Raw genomic sequence first — 17,281 nt, forward strand, 5'->3', positions numbered from 1 at the left:
TCCCGCTACGCCTGCGAACCGATGCCGGTCAGCGACCGTACTTCCATCTCCGCCTGCTTCTTGGGATCCGCGGGCTCCTTGCTGAAGATCGTGCCGAGGAATCCGCAGAGGAAGGAGAGCGGAATCGACACCAGGCCGGGGTTGGTGAGGGGGAACCAGTGGAAGTCCACGCCCTTGATGACCGACGTGGAACTGCCCGAGATGGCCGGTGAGAAGATGATGAGCACCAGGCCGGACACCAGACCGCCGTAGATGCTCCACAGCGTCCCGGTCGTGTTGAAACGCTTCCAGAACAGCGTGTAGAGAATCGTCGGCAGATTGGCGGACGCCGCGAGCGCCAGGGCCAGCGACACCAGGAAGGCCACGTTCTGGCCGTTGGTGACGATGCCGCCGAGGATGGCCAGGAAACCGATCACCAGCGCCGTCAGACGCGCGACCCGGATCTCCGACCGCGGGTCGGCCTTGCCGCGCCGGATCACATTGGCGTACACGTCATGGGCGAACGACGCCGAGGCGGCCAGGGTCAGCCCGGCCACGACCGCCAGGATCGTCGCGAAGGCCACCGCGGAGACGATGCCCAGCAGCATCGCGCCGCCGATCTCGAAGGCGAGCAGCGGGGCCGCGGAATTCTCGCCGCCCGGGGCGCTCTCGATCCGGTCCGAACCGACCAGGGCGGTGGCGCCGTATCCGACGATCAGGATCGACAGATAGAAGATGAACATCGACCATGAGCACCAGACCACCGAACGCCGGGCCTCCTTGGCGTCGGGCACGGTGTAGAAGCGCATCAGCACATGCGGCAGGCTGGAGATGCCGAGGACCAGCGACAGGGCCAGCGAGACGAAGTCGAGCTGGTCCATCGCGTTCTCGCCGTACCAGCCACCGGGGTTGAGCAGATCCCCGCCCAGAGGGCTGTTCTGCGCCGCCTGGTCGAGGATCGCCGAGAAGCTGAACCCGAACTTGCCCAGGAGGAACACGCTCATGAAGGTCACGCAGATCAGCAGCAGGCCCGCTTTGATGATCTGCACCCAGGTGGTGCCCTTCATGCCGCCCACCAGGACGTAGAAGACCATCACGAGGCCGACGCCGGTGATGATGAGGGCCTGCCCGCTCTTGCTGTGCACATTGAGCAGCAGGGCGATCAGACCGCCCGCGCCGGCCATTTGGGCGAGCATGTAGAAGAACGTGATGACCAGCGTGGAGTTGGCCGCCGCGGCGCGCACCGGGCGCTGCTTCATACGGAAGGCCATCACATCGCCGACCGTGAACCGTCCGGTGTTGCGCAGCCGCTCGCCGACCAGCAGAAGGGCGACCAGCCAGGCCACCAGCCATCCCACGGAGTAGAGGAACCCGTCGTAGCCGTGGACGGCGATCGCTCCCGAAATGCCGAGGAAGGAGGCCGCGGAGAGGAAGTCGCCGGACAGCGCGATGCCGTTCTGGACGCCGGTGAAGGCGCTGCCCGCGGCGTAGTAGTCGGATGTGGTCGAGTTCCGGTTGGTGGCCTTGTAGACGACGAACAGCGTGATGACGACAAAAGCGAAGAATACGCTCAGGTTGATGATCGGGCTGCCGGTCGTGCGGGCTGCGATCTGCACTGTCATTCCTTGCCGACCCCCGCCAGCTCGTGGATCGTGTCCACCTGTGGATCAAGTTTCTTGCGTGCGAAGCGCCGGTATGTGAGGACGATCGTGATCGTCGATATGAATTGGAGCAGGCCGAAAACGGTGCCGGTGTTGACCGCTCCGAACAGCTTGCGGCTCATGAAGTCGTGGTCATAGGCCGAGAAGAGAACGAAGGTCATGTACCAGCACAAGAAGAAGGCACTCATGGGGAAGATGAACCAGAGCAGCCGCTTGCGGAGAAGTTTGAACTCCGGGCTCTGCTGAATCGCCTCGAAGTCGGGCTCACCCGTGTCGTCGACGTACTCGGCGAACCCCGTTCCGGTGGCCCGCTCTGATGGCAAGGAAGCGGGTGGTCGCACCGATTTATTCATGGTTTCTCCGGGGTTTTTCTGACGAGAACGTCGGTTCGGGGCGCCCGCGCTCGGGCGGCAGGGGAGGGGCAACCGGCGGGCCCCTGACGCGGCAAGTGTAGTAAGGCGCCGGATGCAGTCAACGCCCGCACCGGCTCGTCAGCGGCGCACGTGGCGGCATGTCATGCTGTGCGTGCGGCTTCGGTGCCCTTTCGAATATGGCGGGACTGGTCGCTGAATCAATACTTTGTCTCTCCTTCCCGTGTTGTCCATTTTGACGTGGTGTCAGGTTGGCGGCGCCCGCTCAGGGTTGCGCCTCGAGGACGTTTCGGGGCGCGGCGTTGTGTCCCAACTGTCGCCACTGGTAGAACCTCACCCCGGGTAGCACGGCCCATCGTGCGCGAGTGTGAGTGCGGTTGAGCATGCCGCTGTGCAGTGAGTCTGCCATTGGCATATGACGGCAGCTCCGCCCTCGCCACGCCCTCCCCCGGCATGTTTGGATAGGTCCAGGAAAGCAGTCTGCGGGGGTGCTCCCAAGAAGCCGGAGGTAGGTTGATCTGTGGGTTTCCTCGATCGCTCGCGCATCATCGCAGGGGCGGGCTGGAATCGTTGGCTGATTCCGCCGGCGGCGCTTGCGATCCACTTCTCCATCGGTCAGGCCTACGCCTGGAGCGTCTTTAAGATACCCCTGGAAGATTCCCTAGACATCTCGGGAACGGCCAGTGCCCTCCCCTTCCAGATCGGCATCCTGGTACTGGGGCTCTCCGCCGCGTTCGGTGGAACGCTGGTCGAGAGAAAAGGGCCGCGCTGGGCCATGTTCGTGTCGCTGGTGACCTTCTCCTCCGGCTTCCTGGTCGCCGCGCTCGGCGTCGCCACGCGCAATTACTGGCTGGTCGTTCTCGGGTACGGCGGTATCGGCGGAGTCGGCCTCGGTATCGGGTACATCGCGCCGGTGTCCACCTTGATGAAGTGGTTCCCGGACCGGCCGGGCATGGCCACCGGTACGGCCATCATGGGCTTCGGCGGTGGCGCGCTGATCGCCTCTCCCTGGTCGACGGAGATGCTCGAGGCGTTCGGCGGTGACACCGGCGGTATCGCCCGGACGTTCCTGGTGCACGGCCTGGCCTACGCCGTGTTCATGTCGCTGGGCGTGGTGCTGGTGCGGGTGCCGCCCGAGGGCTGGCGGCCGGCCGGCTGGACGCCCCGCGACGACGCGGGGAAGAGGCTCGTCACCACCGCGAACGTATCGGCCAGGAACGCGGTGCGGACACCGCAGTTCTGGTTGCTCTGGGTCGTCCTGTGCATGAACGTTACTGCTGGTATCGGGGTCCTGGAGAAGGCCGCCCCGATGATCCAGGACTTCTTCCACGACACGGCGAGTCCGGTGAGCGCGAGCGCCGCCACCGGGTTCGTCGCGCTGCTGTCCCTGGCCAACATGGCCGGTCGCTTCGTATGGTCCTCGGTCTCCGACGTGGTCGGCCGGAAGAACATCTACCGCCTGTACCTCGGCGCAGGCGCCCTGCTCTACCTCACCCTCATGCTCGAAAAGGACAGCAGCACCGCGCTGTTCGTCGCCTCGACCATGGCGATCCTGTCGTTCTACGGCGGTGGATTCGCCACCGTGCCGGCCTACCTCAAGGATCTGTTCGGCACCTACCAGGTCGGCGCGATCCACGGCCGGCTGCTGACCGCGTGGTCGATCGCCGGAGTCGCCGGACCGCTCATCGTCGATTCCATCGCGGATGCCGCGCAGAGGGACGGGCGCACCGGCCCGTCCCTCTACACCTTCTCGTTCTCCCTCATGATGGGGCTGCTCATCATCGGCTTCATCGCGAACGAGCTGGTGCGCCCGGTGAATCCGAAGTTCCATGAACCGGAGCCGGCGGTCCGCGAGGAGCCGTTGTCCCCAGAGGAGACCCCCGATCCCATTCCGGCAGAGAGGCGGTAGACCGGTGGCCGACGCAGACAGTCCCTCGTCGAACACGGCCGAGGCGGGCGGTTCTCCCGTCGTCATGGCCGTGGCATGGCTGTGGGTGGCTGTGCCGTTTCTATACGGCCTCTATCAACTCGCCGAGAAAAGCAGCAAGTTGTTCGAGTAAAGGCGGACGCGTCGGCGCATCGCCGCAGCGATGTGCCGGGGCGCCTGCCGGGCGTTCGACTTTCCCCGTCCGGGGAAATCCCAGGAGAAACGGCATCGTGATACATCCCAGTGGGCAAGCCGGTCCGAGCGCGGAGGGCGCCTCATGACCCCGGGCAGGCATGCGGCCGCGCGCGATCGCTCGCCGTCGTGGTGGGCCGGCGTCGTGGAATGGCGGAACTGGCGGCTGCCGGTGAAGATGGGCGCCGTTCTGGTGGTGCCCGCTCTGCTCGCCGTCGCCCTGGGCGTCGTGCAGATCCAGCGCGACGTCCAGCGCGCCAACACGTACGCGGACGTACAGCGGCTGGTCAAGCTGCGCGATGGGCTGATGCCGTTGATCGGCGATCTCCAGATGGAGCGGACCATGTCGGCCGAGCGGCTGCGCGGCGGTGGCTCCGCCGATCCGGCCATGCTCCGTCGGCAGAACCAGCGCGTGGACCGCGCCCAGGCCGCCGTCACACACACCACGGAGCGTGCCCACGGGCTCCAAGGGGTGACGGCGAACCGCTACCGCGACGCGTTCAAGCTGCTGGACCAGTTGCCCGCGCTGCGTGCGCAGGTGACGTCCAAGGACATCGGCTCGTGGACCGCGGTGACCCGGTACAGCAAGATCATCAACAGTCTGCTCGACCTGGACCAGGCACTGGGCAGCCGGTTCGGTGAACCCCAGCTGTCCGGACCGGCGACCGCGCTGTACGACCTGGAGCTGGTCCAGGAGCAGGTCCACCTCCAGCATGTGATCGTCACGGAGGCCCCCGAGCCGGGCACGCTGGAGGACCCCAAGCTCATCAGGGCGCTCGTGGAGTCCGACATCCGGATGCGGGACAACCTCAGTGACTTCCGGGCCGTGGCCGCCGCGTCGGACGAACGCACCTACCAGCGCACCGTCACCGGCCCGGAGGTCGAACGGCGCACTGAGCTGCTCGATGCCGTGATGTCCCGGCCGGCAGCGCCGAGCGCCGGGCAGAACGCCGCCGACACAGCGCCGCCGTTCTCCGTCCGTGACTGGAACCGCAGTTCGGAGGCGACCGGAACCCTGATCCACACGGTGGAGAAGAGGCTCGCCGACCGGCTCCGCGTGACCTCCGCCAAATTGCAGGACGAGACGAGCGACCGGGCCGGTGCGGAGTCCGTGCTGCTCTTCGCCGTGCTCCTGCTGGCCCTCGCCATCGGGATCGCCATCGCCCGGCATCTGCTGCGGTCGCTGACCGTACTGCGCTCCACCGCGCTCGACGTGGCCGAACGGCGGCTCCCGGAGGCGGTGTCGAGCATCCGCGAGGGCGAGGTGTCGAGTACGTCGATCAGCGCCGTGCCGGTCCACACCACCGAGGAGTTCGGGCAGCTGGCGCGGGCGTTCGACGCGGTGCACGGCCAGGCCGTACGTCTGGCCGCCGAGCAGGCCGCGCTCCGCGGCGACCTGCGGGACACCCTGGTCAACCTCTCCCGGCGCAGCCAGAGCCTGGTGGACCGGCTGCTGCGCCTGATGGAGCAGCTCGAATCGCATGAAGAGGACCCGGACCAGCTGGCCAGCCTCTTCAAGCTGGACCACCTGGCGACCCGGATGCGGCGCAACAACGAGAACCTGATGGTGCTGTGCGGCAGCACCCCGGTCCGCCCCTCCGAGCAACGCGTGCCGCTCGACAGTGTGCTGCGGGCCGCGGTCTCCGAGATCGAGCACTACCGGAGGGTGGTGGTGCAGCCCGTTCCCGAGGCCGAAGTGATCGGGTACGCTGCCGGTGACCTGGCGCGAATGATCGCTGAGCTGCTCGACAATGCCACCGCGTTCTCCCCGCCGGAGACCCAGGTGATCATCAGCAATACACTACGGCTTGACGGTTCCGCACTGATCGAGGTCCGCGACGAGGGATTCGGGATGAGCGGCGCCGAACTGGCCAAGGCTCATCGTCGCGTAGCGGGGGACGCATCCGTGGAGGTACCGACGTCCCGGCAGATGGGTCTGACCGTCGTCGGCCGGCTGGCCCGTCGCCACGGCCTCGGCGTGGAGCTGATCTCGGAGCGGGACACCGGTGGCGGACTGCGGGCGGGTGTGCTGGTACCGGCCAAGCTGATGCTCGGGGACAGGCCCGCCCTCACCGGCGGCCGGGAGTCCGCACTGCCCGTCCGGCGGGCCTCCGCCAGGACCGCCGAGCCGGCGCGGGCGCACCGGGAGGTCGGCGGCGTCACCGCGGCACCCCTGCCGCGCCGCACGCCCGACGCCGCCCGCTCGCTACGCGCCGGTGACTCCCCGGCCGCTTCCGGACATACGGGCCGCTCCCTGCCGACCCGTCCGCGGGCGTTCGCCGATCCCCAGCAGGACGGCGGCGGACTGCCGCGCAGGACACCTCCCGGCAGGACGGGCCACCCCGCCAAGGCCGGCCATCCCGGCCCGGTCGGCGAGGGCGCACCGGTCGGCGAGGGCGCACCCGAGAGGACCGGTGCCGGGTCAGGCAACGGCGCGGCCCCCGCGGACCGCCGTGCCCAACGGCCGCCGGGGCAGCCCACGGTGCCACCCCAGCGTTCGCGTCCGCCCGCCCAGGACGACGCCCCCTCGCCATGGTTCGCCTCGGCCGCGTCCGAGCACACACCGCAAGGCCCTCCCGGCGAGGAGCGGCCGGACGGCCGCGGGCCGGTGGACCTCCCGGCGGCCCCGGCCCCCCGGCGCCCCGCCCCCGCCGCGTCCAGAGCCCCGGACGAGAGCGGGCCGGACGCCGTGGCGGAGCCGGGCCGGATCGTCCACGACCGGCCGGGCGTCGCGGAGGCGGGCGGAACCACCCCGGCCGGGCTGCCCCGGCGGATGCCGCGCCAGCGCCCGGTCCCGGACCAGGACAAGCCCCGTGCCACCGGAGACCGGCCCACGCCGCGTGCCACCGGAGACGAGGAGAGCGCGCGGCGCAACGCCGGGCGCACCCATACGTTCCTCAGCAATTACCAGTCGGGCATCCGCCGGGCTCAGCCCGACGGACGCGACGAGACATAAGGTCTCAGCGAAGATGGACAGGAAGAACCCATGACCTCACCCCAGCTGCGGGAGGTGAGCCAGTTCGGATGGCTGGTCACCAACTTCACCGAGCGTGTGCCCAATGTGGCGCATGCCGTGGTGGTCTCGGCCGACGGATTGTTGCTCACCGCGTCGGACGGGCTGGCGGCGGATCGAGCCGAGCAGGTGGCCACCATTGCGGCGGGGGCCGTCAGCCTCATCCAGGGCGCCGCCCAGTGCCTGGAAACCGGTGATGTGCGCTCGTCCGTGGTCCAGATGGAGCATGGAAACATGCTGCTGATGTCGATCAAGGACGGCTCGTGCCTCGTGGTACTGGCGGCGCCGGACTGCGAGATCGGCCAGGTGGCATACGAGATGACCGTACTGGTCGACCAGGTCGGCGAGATGCTGACCCCGGAACTCCGCGCCGAATTGCAGGAATTGAACCTGCAAGCCGTGAAGCGGACAGCAGCCCAATAGGCCGAACGGGGAGATCATGAGCACCGGTGAAGGCCCTTCCGGGCAGGGACCTGGGAGAGAACAGGGGGCGGAGGACGAACAGACCTTCGCCGACGTGCTCAACGCCTTCAGCTTCGGCAAAGGCCGACGCGGGCGGAAGACGCCTCGATCCGACGGGAAGCAGGAGCCCCGGTCTCGCCGTGAGGCCGCGGACGCCGGGCCCGACGACCCCACGGGAGCCTTCCCGGGGGCGTCGTCGGACCCCGACCAGCCGGCCGTCTGGGAGTCCGAGCACGACGAGAGCCAGGGCCCGGCCTCGCTGGTGCGCGCCTACTCCTGGACCGGCGGCCGGACCAGGTCCGACCATCACTTCGAGGTGGAGACCCTGGTCACCACCACCGATCTGGGCCACCGCTCCACCGCCACCCTTCAGGCGGACCACCGCCCGGTGATCGCGCTGTGCCAGGAGCCGAGGTCGGTGGCGGAGGTGGCGGCCATGCTCTCGGTGCCGCTGGGCGTGGCCAAGGTCCTGCTCGGCGACATGGCGGAGCGCGGGCTGATCACCGTCCACCGCACGGCCTCCGCGGACGGCGAAACACCGGACGTCTCCCTGATGGAGCGGGTGTTGGTGGGGCTTCGGCGGATCTAGGGGCTGTCTGCGGTTCGGCGCGCGAGGATCGAACAGGTCCTCGCGCGCCTTTATGTCCGTCTTCGTGTGTGATGTCCGCCGTGATATCCCGGCGCGCTGATTGCTTGTGCGCGTTCCAAGCCGACACTGAGCAGTTTCAAGCTCTTGACGTGGCTCGGTCTGATCGGTTTACTCCCTGGCACGCCGATGTGGAGTTTTCGGCGGCAGAGGTACGCCCAGCCGGTATGCGGTGCCACCGCGAGTCCGGCCCGAGTCGCCAGGTCGCCGTCCGTGACCGAGGCGGGGCCGTGCCCCCGGATCATGGAGCTCTGCGATGAGCCTGAACCGTTCGCGCATCCGTACCACTGTGGGCACCGCCGTGGCCTGCGCCTCGGCCGCCGCGGCCGGTGTTCTCGCCCCCGCCCCCGCCTCGGCCGCCTCGGTCGCCCTTCCCCCGGTCCACGCGGGCTTCGACTACCAGATCGGCGGGGCGTACACCCCGCCGAGCGGAGTGGGGGTGGTCAGCCGTGACCACAGCGCCTCCCCGGCTCCCGGCCTGTACAACATCTGTTACGTCAACGCCTTCCAGACCCAGCGGATCGGCGACCCGGGCGGCCCGGACGACTGGGACCGGGACCTGCTGCTGAAGGACGGCGACGGCGAGGTCGTCATCGACCCGGACTGGGACGAGGCGATCCTGGACATCACCACCGACGCCAAGCGGCAGAGCATCGCGCACAAGATCGAGGCCCAGATCGACGAATGCGCCGCCAAGGGCTTCAACGCCCTGGAGCTCGACAACTTCGACACCTACACCCGGGATGTCGTCAAGGGCGCGATCACCGACTCGCACGCCCAGACCTATATGCGGATCCTCTCCTCCTACGGCCACGGCAAGGGCCTGGCCGTCGGCCAGAAGAACACCGTGGAACTGGCCCCGAACCACGCCGCCAACGGTCTCGACTTCGCCATCGCGGAGGAGTGCGGCGACCCCGAGTGGAACGAGTGCTCCCAGTACCTCTCCGCGTTCGGGGACCACGCCATCTTCATCGAGTACACCGCCGCCGGTATGGCGAACGCCTGCCGGTACGGCGACCGGGTGAGCGTCGTACAGCGTGATCGCGATGTCGTCCCCGAGGGCCACGGCGGATACCTCCGCAAGACCTGCTGACCTCCGGAGGCGGACATGGACGAGGTCCATCGCATGCGCGGCGGCCCTTCCCGGCGCGGAGTGCTGCGCGGCGGCGGTGCGCTGGCGCTCACCGGCGCCATGGCGGGATGCGGGACGGGCCTGGGGGTGGATTCCCATGGAGTGGTCCACATCGAGGTGTGGCACGGGCAGACCAGCACCGCCCTGAAAGCGGTCAAACGGCTGGTGGCCGACTTCCACCGGAGCCACCCCTCGATACGCATCGACCTGGGCGGGGGAGTGCTGGCGGACGACATGTTGCAGAAGGTGATGGCCGGTCTCGTCGCCGGATCCCCGCCCGATGTCGCCTATATCTTCGGCTCCGATCTGGCCAATGTCGCGAGAAGCCCCCAGCTGGCGGATCTGACGACGGTCGTGGACTCCGGGCAGGTGCCCTGGAAGCAGTACTGGCCCGCCGCCCGGGAGGGGGTCACGGTGGACGGTGCGGTCCGCGCGGTGCCCGCGGTGCTGGACTCGCTCGCCGTGGTGTGCAACAAGACCCTCTTCCACCGGGCCGGTCTCGAACTGCCCGGACCCGGCTGGACCTGGCCGGACTTCATCGAGACGGCCAGGAAGCTGACCGACCGCGGCAGGGGCACCTTCGGCACCGGCTGGCCCGCCGCGGGCGACGAGGACACGGTGTGGCGCATGTGGCCCATGATCTGGGATCTGGGCGGAGAGGTCATCGCCGAGGGCAAGCGGGAGATCGGATTCGCGGGCGAACCCGGCGTCCGGGCCCTCGATGTGCTCGCGGAGCTCGCCAGGGACAGAAGTGTCTACGTCGATCCCAAACCCGGCGGCGAGCAGATGTACCAGGCGTTCGCCTCCGGCCGGGTGGGGATGGTCGCGACCGGCCCCTGGCAGCTGCCCGACATCCGCCAGGCGAAGATCGACTACCAGGTCGTACCGCTGCCCAGCTTCCACGGCACGTCGGTGACCATCTCCGGCCCCGACACCTGGAGCGTGTTCGACAACGGCTCGGCGCGGCTGACGGCCGCCCGCACCTTCGTCGGCTGGCTCATGGAGCCCGACCAGGCGTATCTGTGGGACACCGAGGCGGGCAGCCTGCCGCAGAGCCGGCCGGCCGAGCGCGGTCCACGGTGGCGGAAGTACGCGGCGGAGGTGCCCGGACTGCCGGTGTTCACCGAGGCGCTGGAGACCGCCCGGGTACGGCCCGTCGACCGGGCCTACCCCAAGATCTCGATCCCGTTCGGCGAGGCCATCACCGCCGTCCTGCTCGGGAAGAGCACCCCGGCGAAGGCGCTGCGGCGATGCGCGGACGAGGCCAACGCCGCCATGGCCAAGGTGCGTTGAGGAGCCTCATATGTCCCGTCTGCCCACCCCCATCACCCGTCCCGCACCGCGCACACCGGCCGGTCCGGCGCGCCGCCGTGGCCGCCGGGAGGCCGCCACGGCCTGGGCGTTCGTCCTGCCCTCCGTCCTGGTCATCCTGGGCCTGAGCGTCATCCCCGTCCTGTGGTCCCTGCTGCTGTCGTTCCAGTACAGCGATCTCCTCACCCCCAGCGTCTGGGTGGGCTGGGACAACTACCGCCAGCTGGCCGACGATCCGCAGTTCGCCCAGGCCGTGCGCAACACACTGGAGTACACGGCGCTGTATGTGCCGCTGAGCATCGGTCTGGGGCTGCTGCTCGCGCTGGTCCTCAACCGCCGCATCCGGTTCGCCGGGCTGTACCGCACCCTGCTCTTCGTGCCGTTCGTGGTGTCGGCCGCCGCCCAGGGCGTGTTGTTCTCCTTCATCCTCGACCCCGAGTTCGGCGCGGCCAACTCGCTGCTGCACCGCCTCGGAGTCTCCCCTCAGGGGTTTCTGTCCGATCCGGGCCAGGCTCTGCTGGTCCTGGTGGCCATCTCGCTGTGGAGCGGCACCGGCTTCTGTGCGGTGATCTACCTCGCGGCCCTCCAGGACGTCCCCCAGGAGCTCACCGAGGCCGCCACCCTGGACGGCGCGGAACGCCGTCATGTGCTGCGCCATGTCACCCTGCCCACGATCGCGCCGGTCAGCGTGTTCCTGCTGCTGTGGCAGACGATCAGCGCCCTCCAGGTCTTCGACCTGGTGTATGTGACGACGAAGGGCGGTCCGCTCGGATCCACCACCGTGATCGTCTACTTCGTCTGGGAGCAGGCGTTCCGGAACTTCACCGCCGGCTACGGGGCCGCGGCGGCCTACGTCCTCGGCGTCGCCCTGCTCGTGGTCGCCGCCGTGCTGCGGCTGGTCCGGCGCCGCGACGACCGCCGCCTCGAGGGAGCCCCATCATGACGGACCTGTCCCACCTCCCCGGGAGAGCCACCGAGCGGCTCCGGCCGGTCGGCCGGACCACCGGGGAGCCCGTGGCCCGCCCACGGCGCCGGCTCCGGCTGCCCTTCAACCCATGGCATCTGCTGCTCGCGCCACTGGCGCTGCTCTTCGCCGTACCGCTGATCTGGCTGGCGCTCAGCTCGGTGATGAGCGACGCGGAGATCAACCGGTTCCCGCCGGCGCTGTGGCCCTCCGGGATCCACCTGGACGGCTACCGGTACGTGCTCGGCAACGCGATGTTCCCGCGCTGGTTCGCCAACTCCCTGATCGTCTCGGCCGTCGCGGTCGTCTCCAACCTGCTGCTGGGGACGCTGGGCGGATACGCCTTCGCCCGGATGCGGTTCGGCGGGTCCCGGGTGCTGCTGGTGCTGATGCTGGCCACCATGGCCATCCCGTTCCAGCTGACGATGATCCCGACCTTCCTGGTGATGCGGAGGCTGGGGCTCATCGACACCCTCGGGGCGCTGATCGTGCCGTCGCTGGTGACGCCGTTCGCGGTGTTCCTGCTGCGGCAGTTCTTCCTCTCCCTGCCCAGGGAGCTGGAGGAGGCCGCCTGGATCGACGGATGTTCACGGCTGCGGGTGCTGTTCCAGATCGTCGTTCCGCTCTCCCGCCCCGCGCTGAGCACCGTCGCCGTCCTCACCTTCCTGACCACCTGGAACGATCTGTCGTGGCCGCTCATCGCCCTGAACCACGACGCCAACTACACCCTCCAGCTGGGCCTGACCACCTTCCGGGGGCAGCACCACACCCAGTGGTCGGCCGTGATGGCGGGCAACGTGATCACCGTCCTGCCGGTGCTGCTCGCCTTCCTCGCGGCCCAGAAGACCTTCGTCCGGTCCATCACCTCCACCGGGCTCAAGGGCTGATCACGGCCCGGCACCGCCCCTCCTCCCTCACCCCTCAGGAACCCGTATGCCGCCCACCTTCGACCTGCTCGTCATCGGGGACGCCAACCCGGACGTCATCGTCGGACCGCTCGACTCCCCACTCGCCTTCGGCCAGCGCGAACAGCTCATCGACAGCGGCGCGCTCACCCTCGGCGGATCCGCCGCGATCACCGCGTGCGGCGCCGCCCGGCTGGGGCTGCGCGTGGCGTTCGCCGGACGTGTCGGGGACGACGGCGCCGGACACTACATGCGCGACCGGCTCGCGGCACACGGCGTCGACGTCGGCGCGCTGCACCTGGACAAGAGCCTGCCGACACCGCTCACGGTCATCGTCACCCGCGGCGAGGACCGGGCCATCCTCACCTCGCCGGGCACCCTCGCCGCCACCTCGGGGCGCGATGTGCCCCCACACCTGCTGACCTCGGCCCGGCACATCCACGCCGCGTCCTTCTTCCTCATGCCGCGGCTCGCCGCCGATCTGCCGGGCCTCTTCTCCACCGCCCGCGCGGCCGGCGCCACCACCTCGCTCGACACCAACGACGACCCCTCGGGCCGATGGGACCGTACGGCGCTGGCGCCCGTCCTCGCCGACACCGACCTCCTGCTGCCCAACGCCGCCGAGGCACACCGGCTGGCCGGTACCGACGGCACATCCGTCGCGGCCGCCGCCGAACTCCTCGCGCACCGGGTCCCGCTGGTGGCCGTCAAGAACGGGGCGGACGGCGCCCTGTGCCACGACGGCCGGACCCTGCTCACCACCGCCGGAGTCCGGGTGACACCCGTGGACGCCGTCGGCGCGGGCGACAGTTTCAACGCGGGCTTCCTCGCCGCACGGCTGGCGGACCGGCCCATCGCCGAGGCGCTCGACCTCGCCGCCGCCTGCGGTGCGCTGTCGACCCGCGCCGCGGGCGGCACCACCGCCCAGCCCACCTGGGACGAAGCCCTTAGGGCCTGTGTCATATCCCCGGCCGGGCGTGCGACGCCTGGCACGCTCCCCCAGCTACCGCCGGGAGGTGCCCCCTGACGCCGCACGCTGATCCGACCGGGGATATGACACAGGCCCTCACCCACCTCACCGCCAACGGAGACACCCCCTCATGATCAACCCCAAGATCGTGCTGATCGGCGCCGGCAGCGTCGTCTTCACCCAGGGCCTGCTGGCGGATCTCTTCGCCTTCCCGGAGCTGCGGACCGCGCGGATCGCCCTGCACGACATCGACGCCGAACGCCTGGCCACCGCCGAGGCCGCCGCACGGTACATCGCCGAGCGGCGGGGCGCCGACGCGCGGATCACCGCACACGCCGACCGGCGCGCGGCGCTCGACGGCGCCGACTTCGTCATCAACCTCGTCCAGATCGGCATGGGCGAGGCCACCCGCATCGACTTCGAGATCCCCGCGCGCCACGGCGTACGGCAGACCATCGGCGACACCCTCGGCGTGGGCGGCATCTTCCGCGCGCTGCGCACCTTCCCGTTCCTCAAGGCGCTGGGCGAGGACATCGCCGCCGTATGCCCCGAGGCATGGCTGCTCAACTACACCAACCCGATGGCGATGAACGTGCAGTACCTGGTGGCGGCCACCGGGCTGACCCGGGTGGTCGGCCTGTGCCATTCGGTGCACTGGACCATGCACGACCTGTGCAACCTGCTGAAGGTCCCCTTCGACGAGGTCACCTACCGCGCCGCCGGGGTCAACCACCAGGCGTGGGTGCTCCGTTTCGAGCACGACGGCACCGATCTGTACCCCCGTCTTGACGCGCTGATCGCCGAGAACGAGCAGCTGCGGCGGCGGGTCCGCGTCGACATGTACCGGCGGCTCGGCTACTACCCGACCGAGACCAGCGAGCACTCCTCCGAGTATGTGCCGTGGTATCTGGGACACGACAGCGAGATCGAGCGGCTGCGGCTGCCCATCGGCGCCTATCTCGGCATCGTCGAGGAGAACGTGGCCGCGTACGAGCGCACCCGCGACGCCCTCGCCACCGGCGCCTGTATCGACGTCGAGGGGACCATGGAGTACGCCCCGCAGATCGTCCACTCCATGGTGACCGGCACCCCCAGGACCGTCTACGGCAATGTGCCCAACCACGGCCTCATCGAGAACCTGCCGGCCCACGGCGTGGTCGAGGTGCCGTGTCTGGTCGACCGGTCCGGTGTCCGGCCGACCAGCGCCGGTGCGCTGCCCCCGCAGCTCGCCGCGCTCAACCGCACCTACCTCAGCATGAACGACCTCGTGGTGCGCGCCGCCCTGGAGGACGAGCCGCGCCATATCCGGCACGCGGCCATGACCGACCCGGCGACCGCCGCGGCGCTGCGGGTCGAGCAGATCTGGGAGCTGTGCGACGACATGGTCCGGGCACACGCCGACCGGCTCCAGCCCGCGCTGCGTGCCACGCTCGGTAGCTGACAATCCCTCGGTAACTGACAATATGAATAATAGTGTGCCAAGCGACCGATGACACGGGTATGAGCCCCGGCCCCCGGCTCGGCTACGCGGATCCGCCCCGGTGGCCGGGCCCGGTCGCGGGCCGGCCCGCGCCGTCGGTCACCTCGCGGAGCACACTCCGCACCTCGCCCCGGAGCCATGCGTGCGCGGGGTCGCTGTCGTGCCGGTGATGCCAGGTGACAACCACCGGGGTCGGTGGCAGCTCCAGCGGGAGCCGCCGGGTGACGATCGCGCCGATCTCCAGGTCGACCTGGCCACGGGTGAGATGGGGCTGGTCGACGGACTCGGCCAGCAGGCTCAGGCGGATGTTCGGGGCCGTGGCGCCGACCCTGGCGATCAGCGGGGCGGCGAGCGCCGCCAGCAGCGCGTCATGGCCGCGCACGCTGAAGTGCCGGTTCAGCCGGGCCAGGTCGAGCCGGCGTACGGGAGTGAGCACGGCGGTGGCCCGCCGGACCAGGTCACGTGTCTCCTCGCGCAGTTCGAGGGCGCGCGGGGTCGGGACCATGGTGCGCCCTGCGCGCACCAGGATGTCGTCGCCGGTCGCGCGGCGGATCCGGGCCGGCGTCCGGCTCATCGCCGGTGGTGTGAGATTCAGCCGGTCCGCCGCGGCGGCCACGCTGTTCTCCTCCAGCAGCGCGTCGAGCGCCACGAGCAGGTTGAGATCCACATGCGTCACGGTAAGGGATGGCCGGGCGGGATTGCGCCGGGCGTCAGGTCCGGCCCGATCCGGCGATGCGTACGGCCCCCGCCGCCGGGCGGGGGCCGCGGATGTGCCGGAGGTCAGCGGGTATACACCTCGGCGCGGTCCACGCTCACGAACGAGGCCCCCGACTGGGCGTTGTGCTCGCCGGTCACCCGGATACGCAGGGTGTGCCGGCCATACGGGAGCCGCGGGCTGCGGTACTGGAGGGATTCACCGGTGCGGATCGCGCCGTAGAAGTCGACGCGCTGCTCGGCGCCGCCGTCGACGCTGAGGGCGGCGATGCCGTTGCCGGTGTCGCGGACCGACAGCAGGGCGATCCGGGTGCCGGTGAAGGAGAAGGTGGCGGTGTTGCCCGCCTGGTCGCTCCAGTGGTCATCGCTCCAGAAGCACTGGACGGCACAGCCCGTTCCCGAGTTCCAGCTGCCCGTGTACGCCAGGCTCCCGTCGCCGCTGGAGCGGCCGTCGTCGTTGATCCAGTACGTGCCCGCTCCGGGGTCGCCGGACGGCAGGTCCTGGGTGGCCCCCATGGCGAGCGGACGGCCAAGATCGGGGCTGCCGTCGGCGCGCCAGGTGATCTTCTGGGCGCGTGTGGTGCGGTCGCTGTAGGTGTTGGTCGACGTGGTCTTGGCGTGGTAGACGATCCAGTCCTCCGTGCCGTCGGGGGAGCGGAAGAACGCGTGGTGGCCGGGGCCGTAGACGCCGTGGTCGTCGGCGCGGGAGAACACCGCACCGGAGTGCTGGGTCCAGTTGCCGGGCACGAGCGGATCGGCGCCGGACGGCAGGGACATCATCCAGACCTGGTAGTCCGGTTTGCCGGTGTCGCAGGTGGAGTACGTCATCCAGGTGCGGCCGTTGCGGTAGAGGAACTCGGGGCCCTCGCGCACCTCGGGGCAGCCGCCGGCCGCGTTGATGGCGACCGCGTTGCCCGAGACGGTGTACGGGTTGGACATCGGGGCGATGTTGAGGCCGTTGTGCTGGTACTGGTTGATGCCCGAGTAGGCGAGGTAGAGGCGTCCGTTGTGCTGGAGGATGCCGGGGTCGATGGCGAAGTCGGCCGTGTGGTTGGGCGGTGTCAGCCGGGACTTGAAGTGGTAGGGGCCGGCCGGGTCGTCGCGGTCGGACTCCAGCACATAGAGCCGGTGGTGGTCGTCCACACCGTCGTCGGCGGTGTAGTAGAGGTACCAGCGGTCGCCGAAGCGGTAGAACTCCGGTGCCCAGATGTGCTGGTTCCGGGAGCCGTCGGTGTCCGTCCATACGGTGATGGGGTCGGCGTCGAGCAGGGTGCCCAGGGAGGAGGAGCGCCACATGCGGATGCTGTCGCCCTGGGTGGTGGTCAGGTAGTAGGCCCCGTTCCAGGAGGTCACATACGGGTCGGGGCCGGTGTTCAGGGGGTTGCGGAAGGTGCCCGCGGCGGCGTGCGGTGCCGCGGCGGCGGTGGGCGGTGCCGCACTGGCGGCGTGCGGGGCCGAGAGCAGGCCCCACAGGGTGGCCAGCAGTGCGGTGAGCAGTGCGGCGTGGCGGTGGGCCGTGCGAGGGCGCATGGCGCCTCCTTGCGTCGATACGAG

At 69.7% G+C, this 17,281-nt stretch carries 15 protein-coding genes; 11 read left to right on the forward strand and 4 right to left on the reverse strand.

Annotated features, from left to right (window positions below; all coding sequences use genetic code 11):
* Nucleotides 1-5: 5 nt before the first annotated feature.
* Nucleotides 6-1,601 (reverse strand): monocarboxylic acid transporter, encoded by a 1,596-nt coding sequence (locus NQU54_RS35925; RefSeq protein WP_069867420.1) that lies wholly within the window; start codon nucleotides 1,599-1,601, stop codon nucleotides 6-8.
* Nucleotides 1,598-1,993: a DUF485 domain-containing protein gene (locus tag NQU54_RS35930; protein WP_079259763.1), complete on the reverse strand. Its 396-nt coding sequence runs from the start codon at nucleotides 1,991-1,993 to the stop codon at nucleotides 1,598-1,600. The genes NQU54_RS35925 and NQU54_RS35930 overlap by 4 nt, the downstream gene beginning before the upstream one ends.
* Before the next feature lie 538 nt (nucleotides 1,994-2,531).
* Here NQU54_RS35930 and NQU54_RS35935 point away from each other — a divergent pair.
* The 11 genes from NQU54_RS35935 (at nucleotide 2,532) to NQU54_RS35985 (ending at nucleotide 14,974) form a co-directional block, all read left to right on the forward strand.
* Complete coding sequence (locus NQU54_RS35935; protein ID WP_257634675.1) at nucleotides 2,532-3,920, forward strand: L-lactate MFS transporter; 1,389 nt, start codon at nucleotides 2,532-2,534, stop codon at nucleotides 3,918-3,920.
* A gap of 4 nt (nucleotides 3,921-3,924) precedes the next feature.
* Nucleotides 3,925-4,071 (forward strand): MFS transporter small subunit, encoded by a 147-nt coding sequence (locus NQU54_RS35940; protein WP_158525951.1) that lies wholly within the window; start codon nucleotides 3,925-3,927, stop codon nucleotides 4,069-4,071.
* Between the two features lie 144 nt (nucleotides 4,072-4,215).
* Entirely contained in the window at nucleotides 4,216-7,086 is a 2,871-nt protein-coding gene (locus NQU54_RS35945; RefSeq protein WP_257634676.1) for a nitrate- and nitrite sensing domain-containing protein, read from the forward strand.
* Nucleotides 7,087-7,116: 30 nt separating this feature from the next.
* A complete protein-coding gene (locus tag NQU54_RS35950; protein ID WP_069867416.1) occupies nucleotides 7,117-7,566 on the forward strand; it encodes a roadblock/LC7 domain-containing protein in 450 nt (149 codons plus the stop codon).
* Nucleotides 7,567-7,582: 16 nt separating this feature from the next.
* Nucleotides 7,583-8,194, forward strand: coding sequence for a DUF742 domain-containing protein (locus NQU54_RS35955; protein WP_257634677.1), 612 nt, complete (start codon nucleotides 7,583-7,585; stop codon nucleotides 8,192-8,194).
* A 313-nt stretch (nucleotides 8,195-8,507) separates the two neighbouring features.
* Complete coding sequence (locus NQU54_RS35960) at nucleotides 8,508-9,344, forward strand: endo alpha-1,4 polygalactosaminidase (RefSeq protein ID WP_257634678.1); 837 nt, start codon at nucleotides 8,508-8,510, stop codon at nucleotides 9,342-9,344.
* Nucleotides 9,345-9,359: 15 nt separating this feature from the next.
* On the forward strand, nucleotides 9,360-10,676 hold the full coding sequence (locus NQU54_RS35965; protein ID WP_257634679.1) for an ABC transporter substrate-binding protein: 1,317 nt from the start codon (nucleotides 9,360-9,362) through the stop codon (nucleotides 10,674-10,676).
* 10 nt (nucleotides 10,677-10,686) lie between these two features.
* Nucleotides 10,687-11,637: a carbohydrate ABC transporter permease gene (locus NQU54_RS35970; protein ID WP_257634680.1), complete on the forward strand. Its 951-nt coding sequence runs from the start codon at nucleotides 10,687-10,689 to the stop codon at nucleotides 11,635-11,637.
* Nucleotides 11,634-12,545 carry a carbohydrate ABC transporter permease gene (locus NQU54_RS35975; protein WP_257634681.1) on the forward strand — a complete coding sequence of 304 codons (912 nt, stop codon included), beginning with the start codon at nucleotides 11,634-11,636 and terminating at the stop codon, nucleotides 12,543-12,545. Before NQU54_RS35970 ends, NQU54_RS35975 begins: the two co-directional genes overlap by 4 nt.
* Before the next feature lie 46 nt (nucleotides 12,546-12,591).
* Complete coding sequence (locus NQU54_RS35980) at nucleotides 12,592-13,590, forward strand: carbohydrate kinase family protein (protein ID WP_257634682.1); 999 nt, start codon at nucleotides 12,592-12,594, stop codon at nucleotides 13,588-13,590.
* A gap of 73 nt (nucleotides 13,591-13,663) precedes the next feature.
* Nucleotides 13,664-14,974 carry an alpha-glucosidase/alpha-galactosidase gene (locus NQU54_RS35985; protein ID WP_257634683.1) on the forward strand — a complete coding sequence of 437 codons (1,311 nt, stop codon included), beginning with the start codon at nucleotides 13,664-13,666 and terminating at the stop codon, nucleotides 14,972-14,974.
* A gap of 82 nt (nucleotides 14,975-15,056) precedes the next feature.
* Here the strand turns inward: NQU54_RS35985 and NQU54_RS35990 are convergent, their stop codons facing one another.
* Both NQU54_RS35990 and NQU54_RS35995 read right to left on the reverse strand, forming a co-directional pair.
* Nucleotides 15,057-15,680: a LysR family transcriptional regulator gene (locus NQU54_RS35990; RefSeq protein WP_257634684.1), complete on the reverse strand. Its 624-nt coding sequence runs from the start codon at nucleotides 15,678-15,680 to the stop codon at nucleotides 15,057-15,059.
* Between the two features lie 113 nt (nucleotides 15,681-15,793).
* On the reverse strand, nucleotides 15,794-17,257 hold the full coding sequence (locus NQU54_RS35995; RefSeq protein ID WP_257634685.1) for a glycoside hydrolase family 43 protein: 1,464 nt from the start codon (nucleotides 17,255-17,257) through the stop codon (nucleotides 15,794-15,796).
* Between the last annotated feature and the right edge of the window lie 24 nt (nucleotides 17,258-17,281).

Origin of the sequence: Streptomyces malaysiensis subsp. samsunensis, assembly GCF_024519315.1 — a bacterium.
Taxonomy (GTDB): domain Bacteria; phylum Actinomycetota; class Actinomycetes; order Streptomycetales; family Streptomycetaceae; genus Streptomyces; species Streptomyces malaysiensis.

Coding starts and splice junctions, on each gene's coding strand:
- NQU54_RS35925 (WP_069867420.1), bottom strand. CDS start 1,601: ATGACAGTGCAGATCGCAGCCCGCACGACCGGCAGCCCGATCATCAAC.
- NQU54_RS35930 (WP_079259763.1), bottom strand. CDS start 1,993: ATGAATAAATCGGTGCGACCACCCGCTTCCTTGCCATCAGAGCGGGCC.
- NQU54_RS35945 (WP_257634676.1), top strand. CDS start 4,216: ATGACCCCGGGCAGGCATGCGGCCGCGCGCGATCGCTCGCCGTCGTGG.
- NQU54_RS35950 (WP_069867416.1), top strand. CDS start 7,117: ATGACCTCACCCCAGCTGCGGGAGGTGAGCCAGTTCGGATGGCTGGTC.
- NQU54_RS35955 (WP_257634677.1), top strand. CDS start 7,583: ATGAGCACCGGTGAAGGCCCTTCCGGGCAGGGACCTGGGAGAGAACAG.
- NQU54_RS35960 (WP_257634678.1), top strand. CDS start 8,508: ATGAGCCTGAACCGTTCGCGCATCCGTACCACTGTGGGCACCGCCGTG.
- NQU54_RS35965 (WP_257634679.1), top strand. CDS start 9,360: ATGGACGAGGTCCATCGCATGCGCGGCGGCCCTTCCCGGCGCGGAGTG.
- NQU54_RS35970 (WP_257634680.1), top strand. CDS start 10,687: ATGTCCCGTCTGCCCACCCCCATCACCCGTCCCGCACCGCGCACACCG.
- NQU54_RS35975 (WP_257634681.1), top strand. CDS start 11,634: ATGACGGACCTGTCCCACCTCCCCGGGAGAGCCACCGAGCGGCTCCGG.
- NQU54_RS35980 (WP_257634682.1), top strand. CDS start 12,592: ATGCCGCCCACCTTCGACCTGCTCGTCATCGGGGACGCCAACCCGGAC.
- NQU54_RS35985 (WP_257634683.1), top strand. CDS start 13,664: ATGATCAACCCCAAGATCGTGCTGATCGGCGCCGGCAGCGTCGTCTTC.
- NQU54_RS35995 (WP_257634685.1), bottom strand. CDS start 17,257: ATGCGCCCTCGCACGGCCCACCGCCACGCCGCACTGCTCACCGCACTG.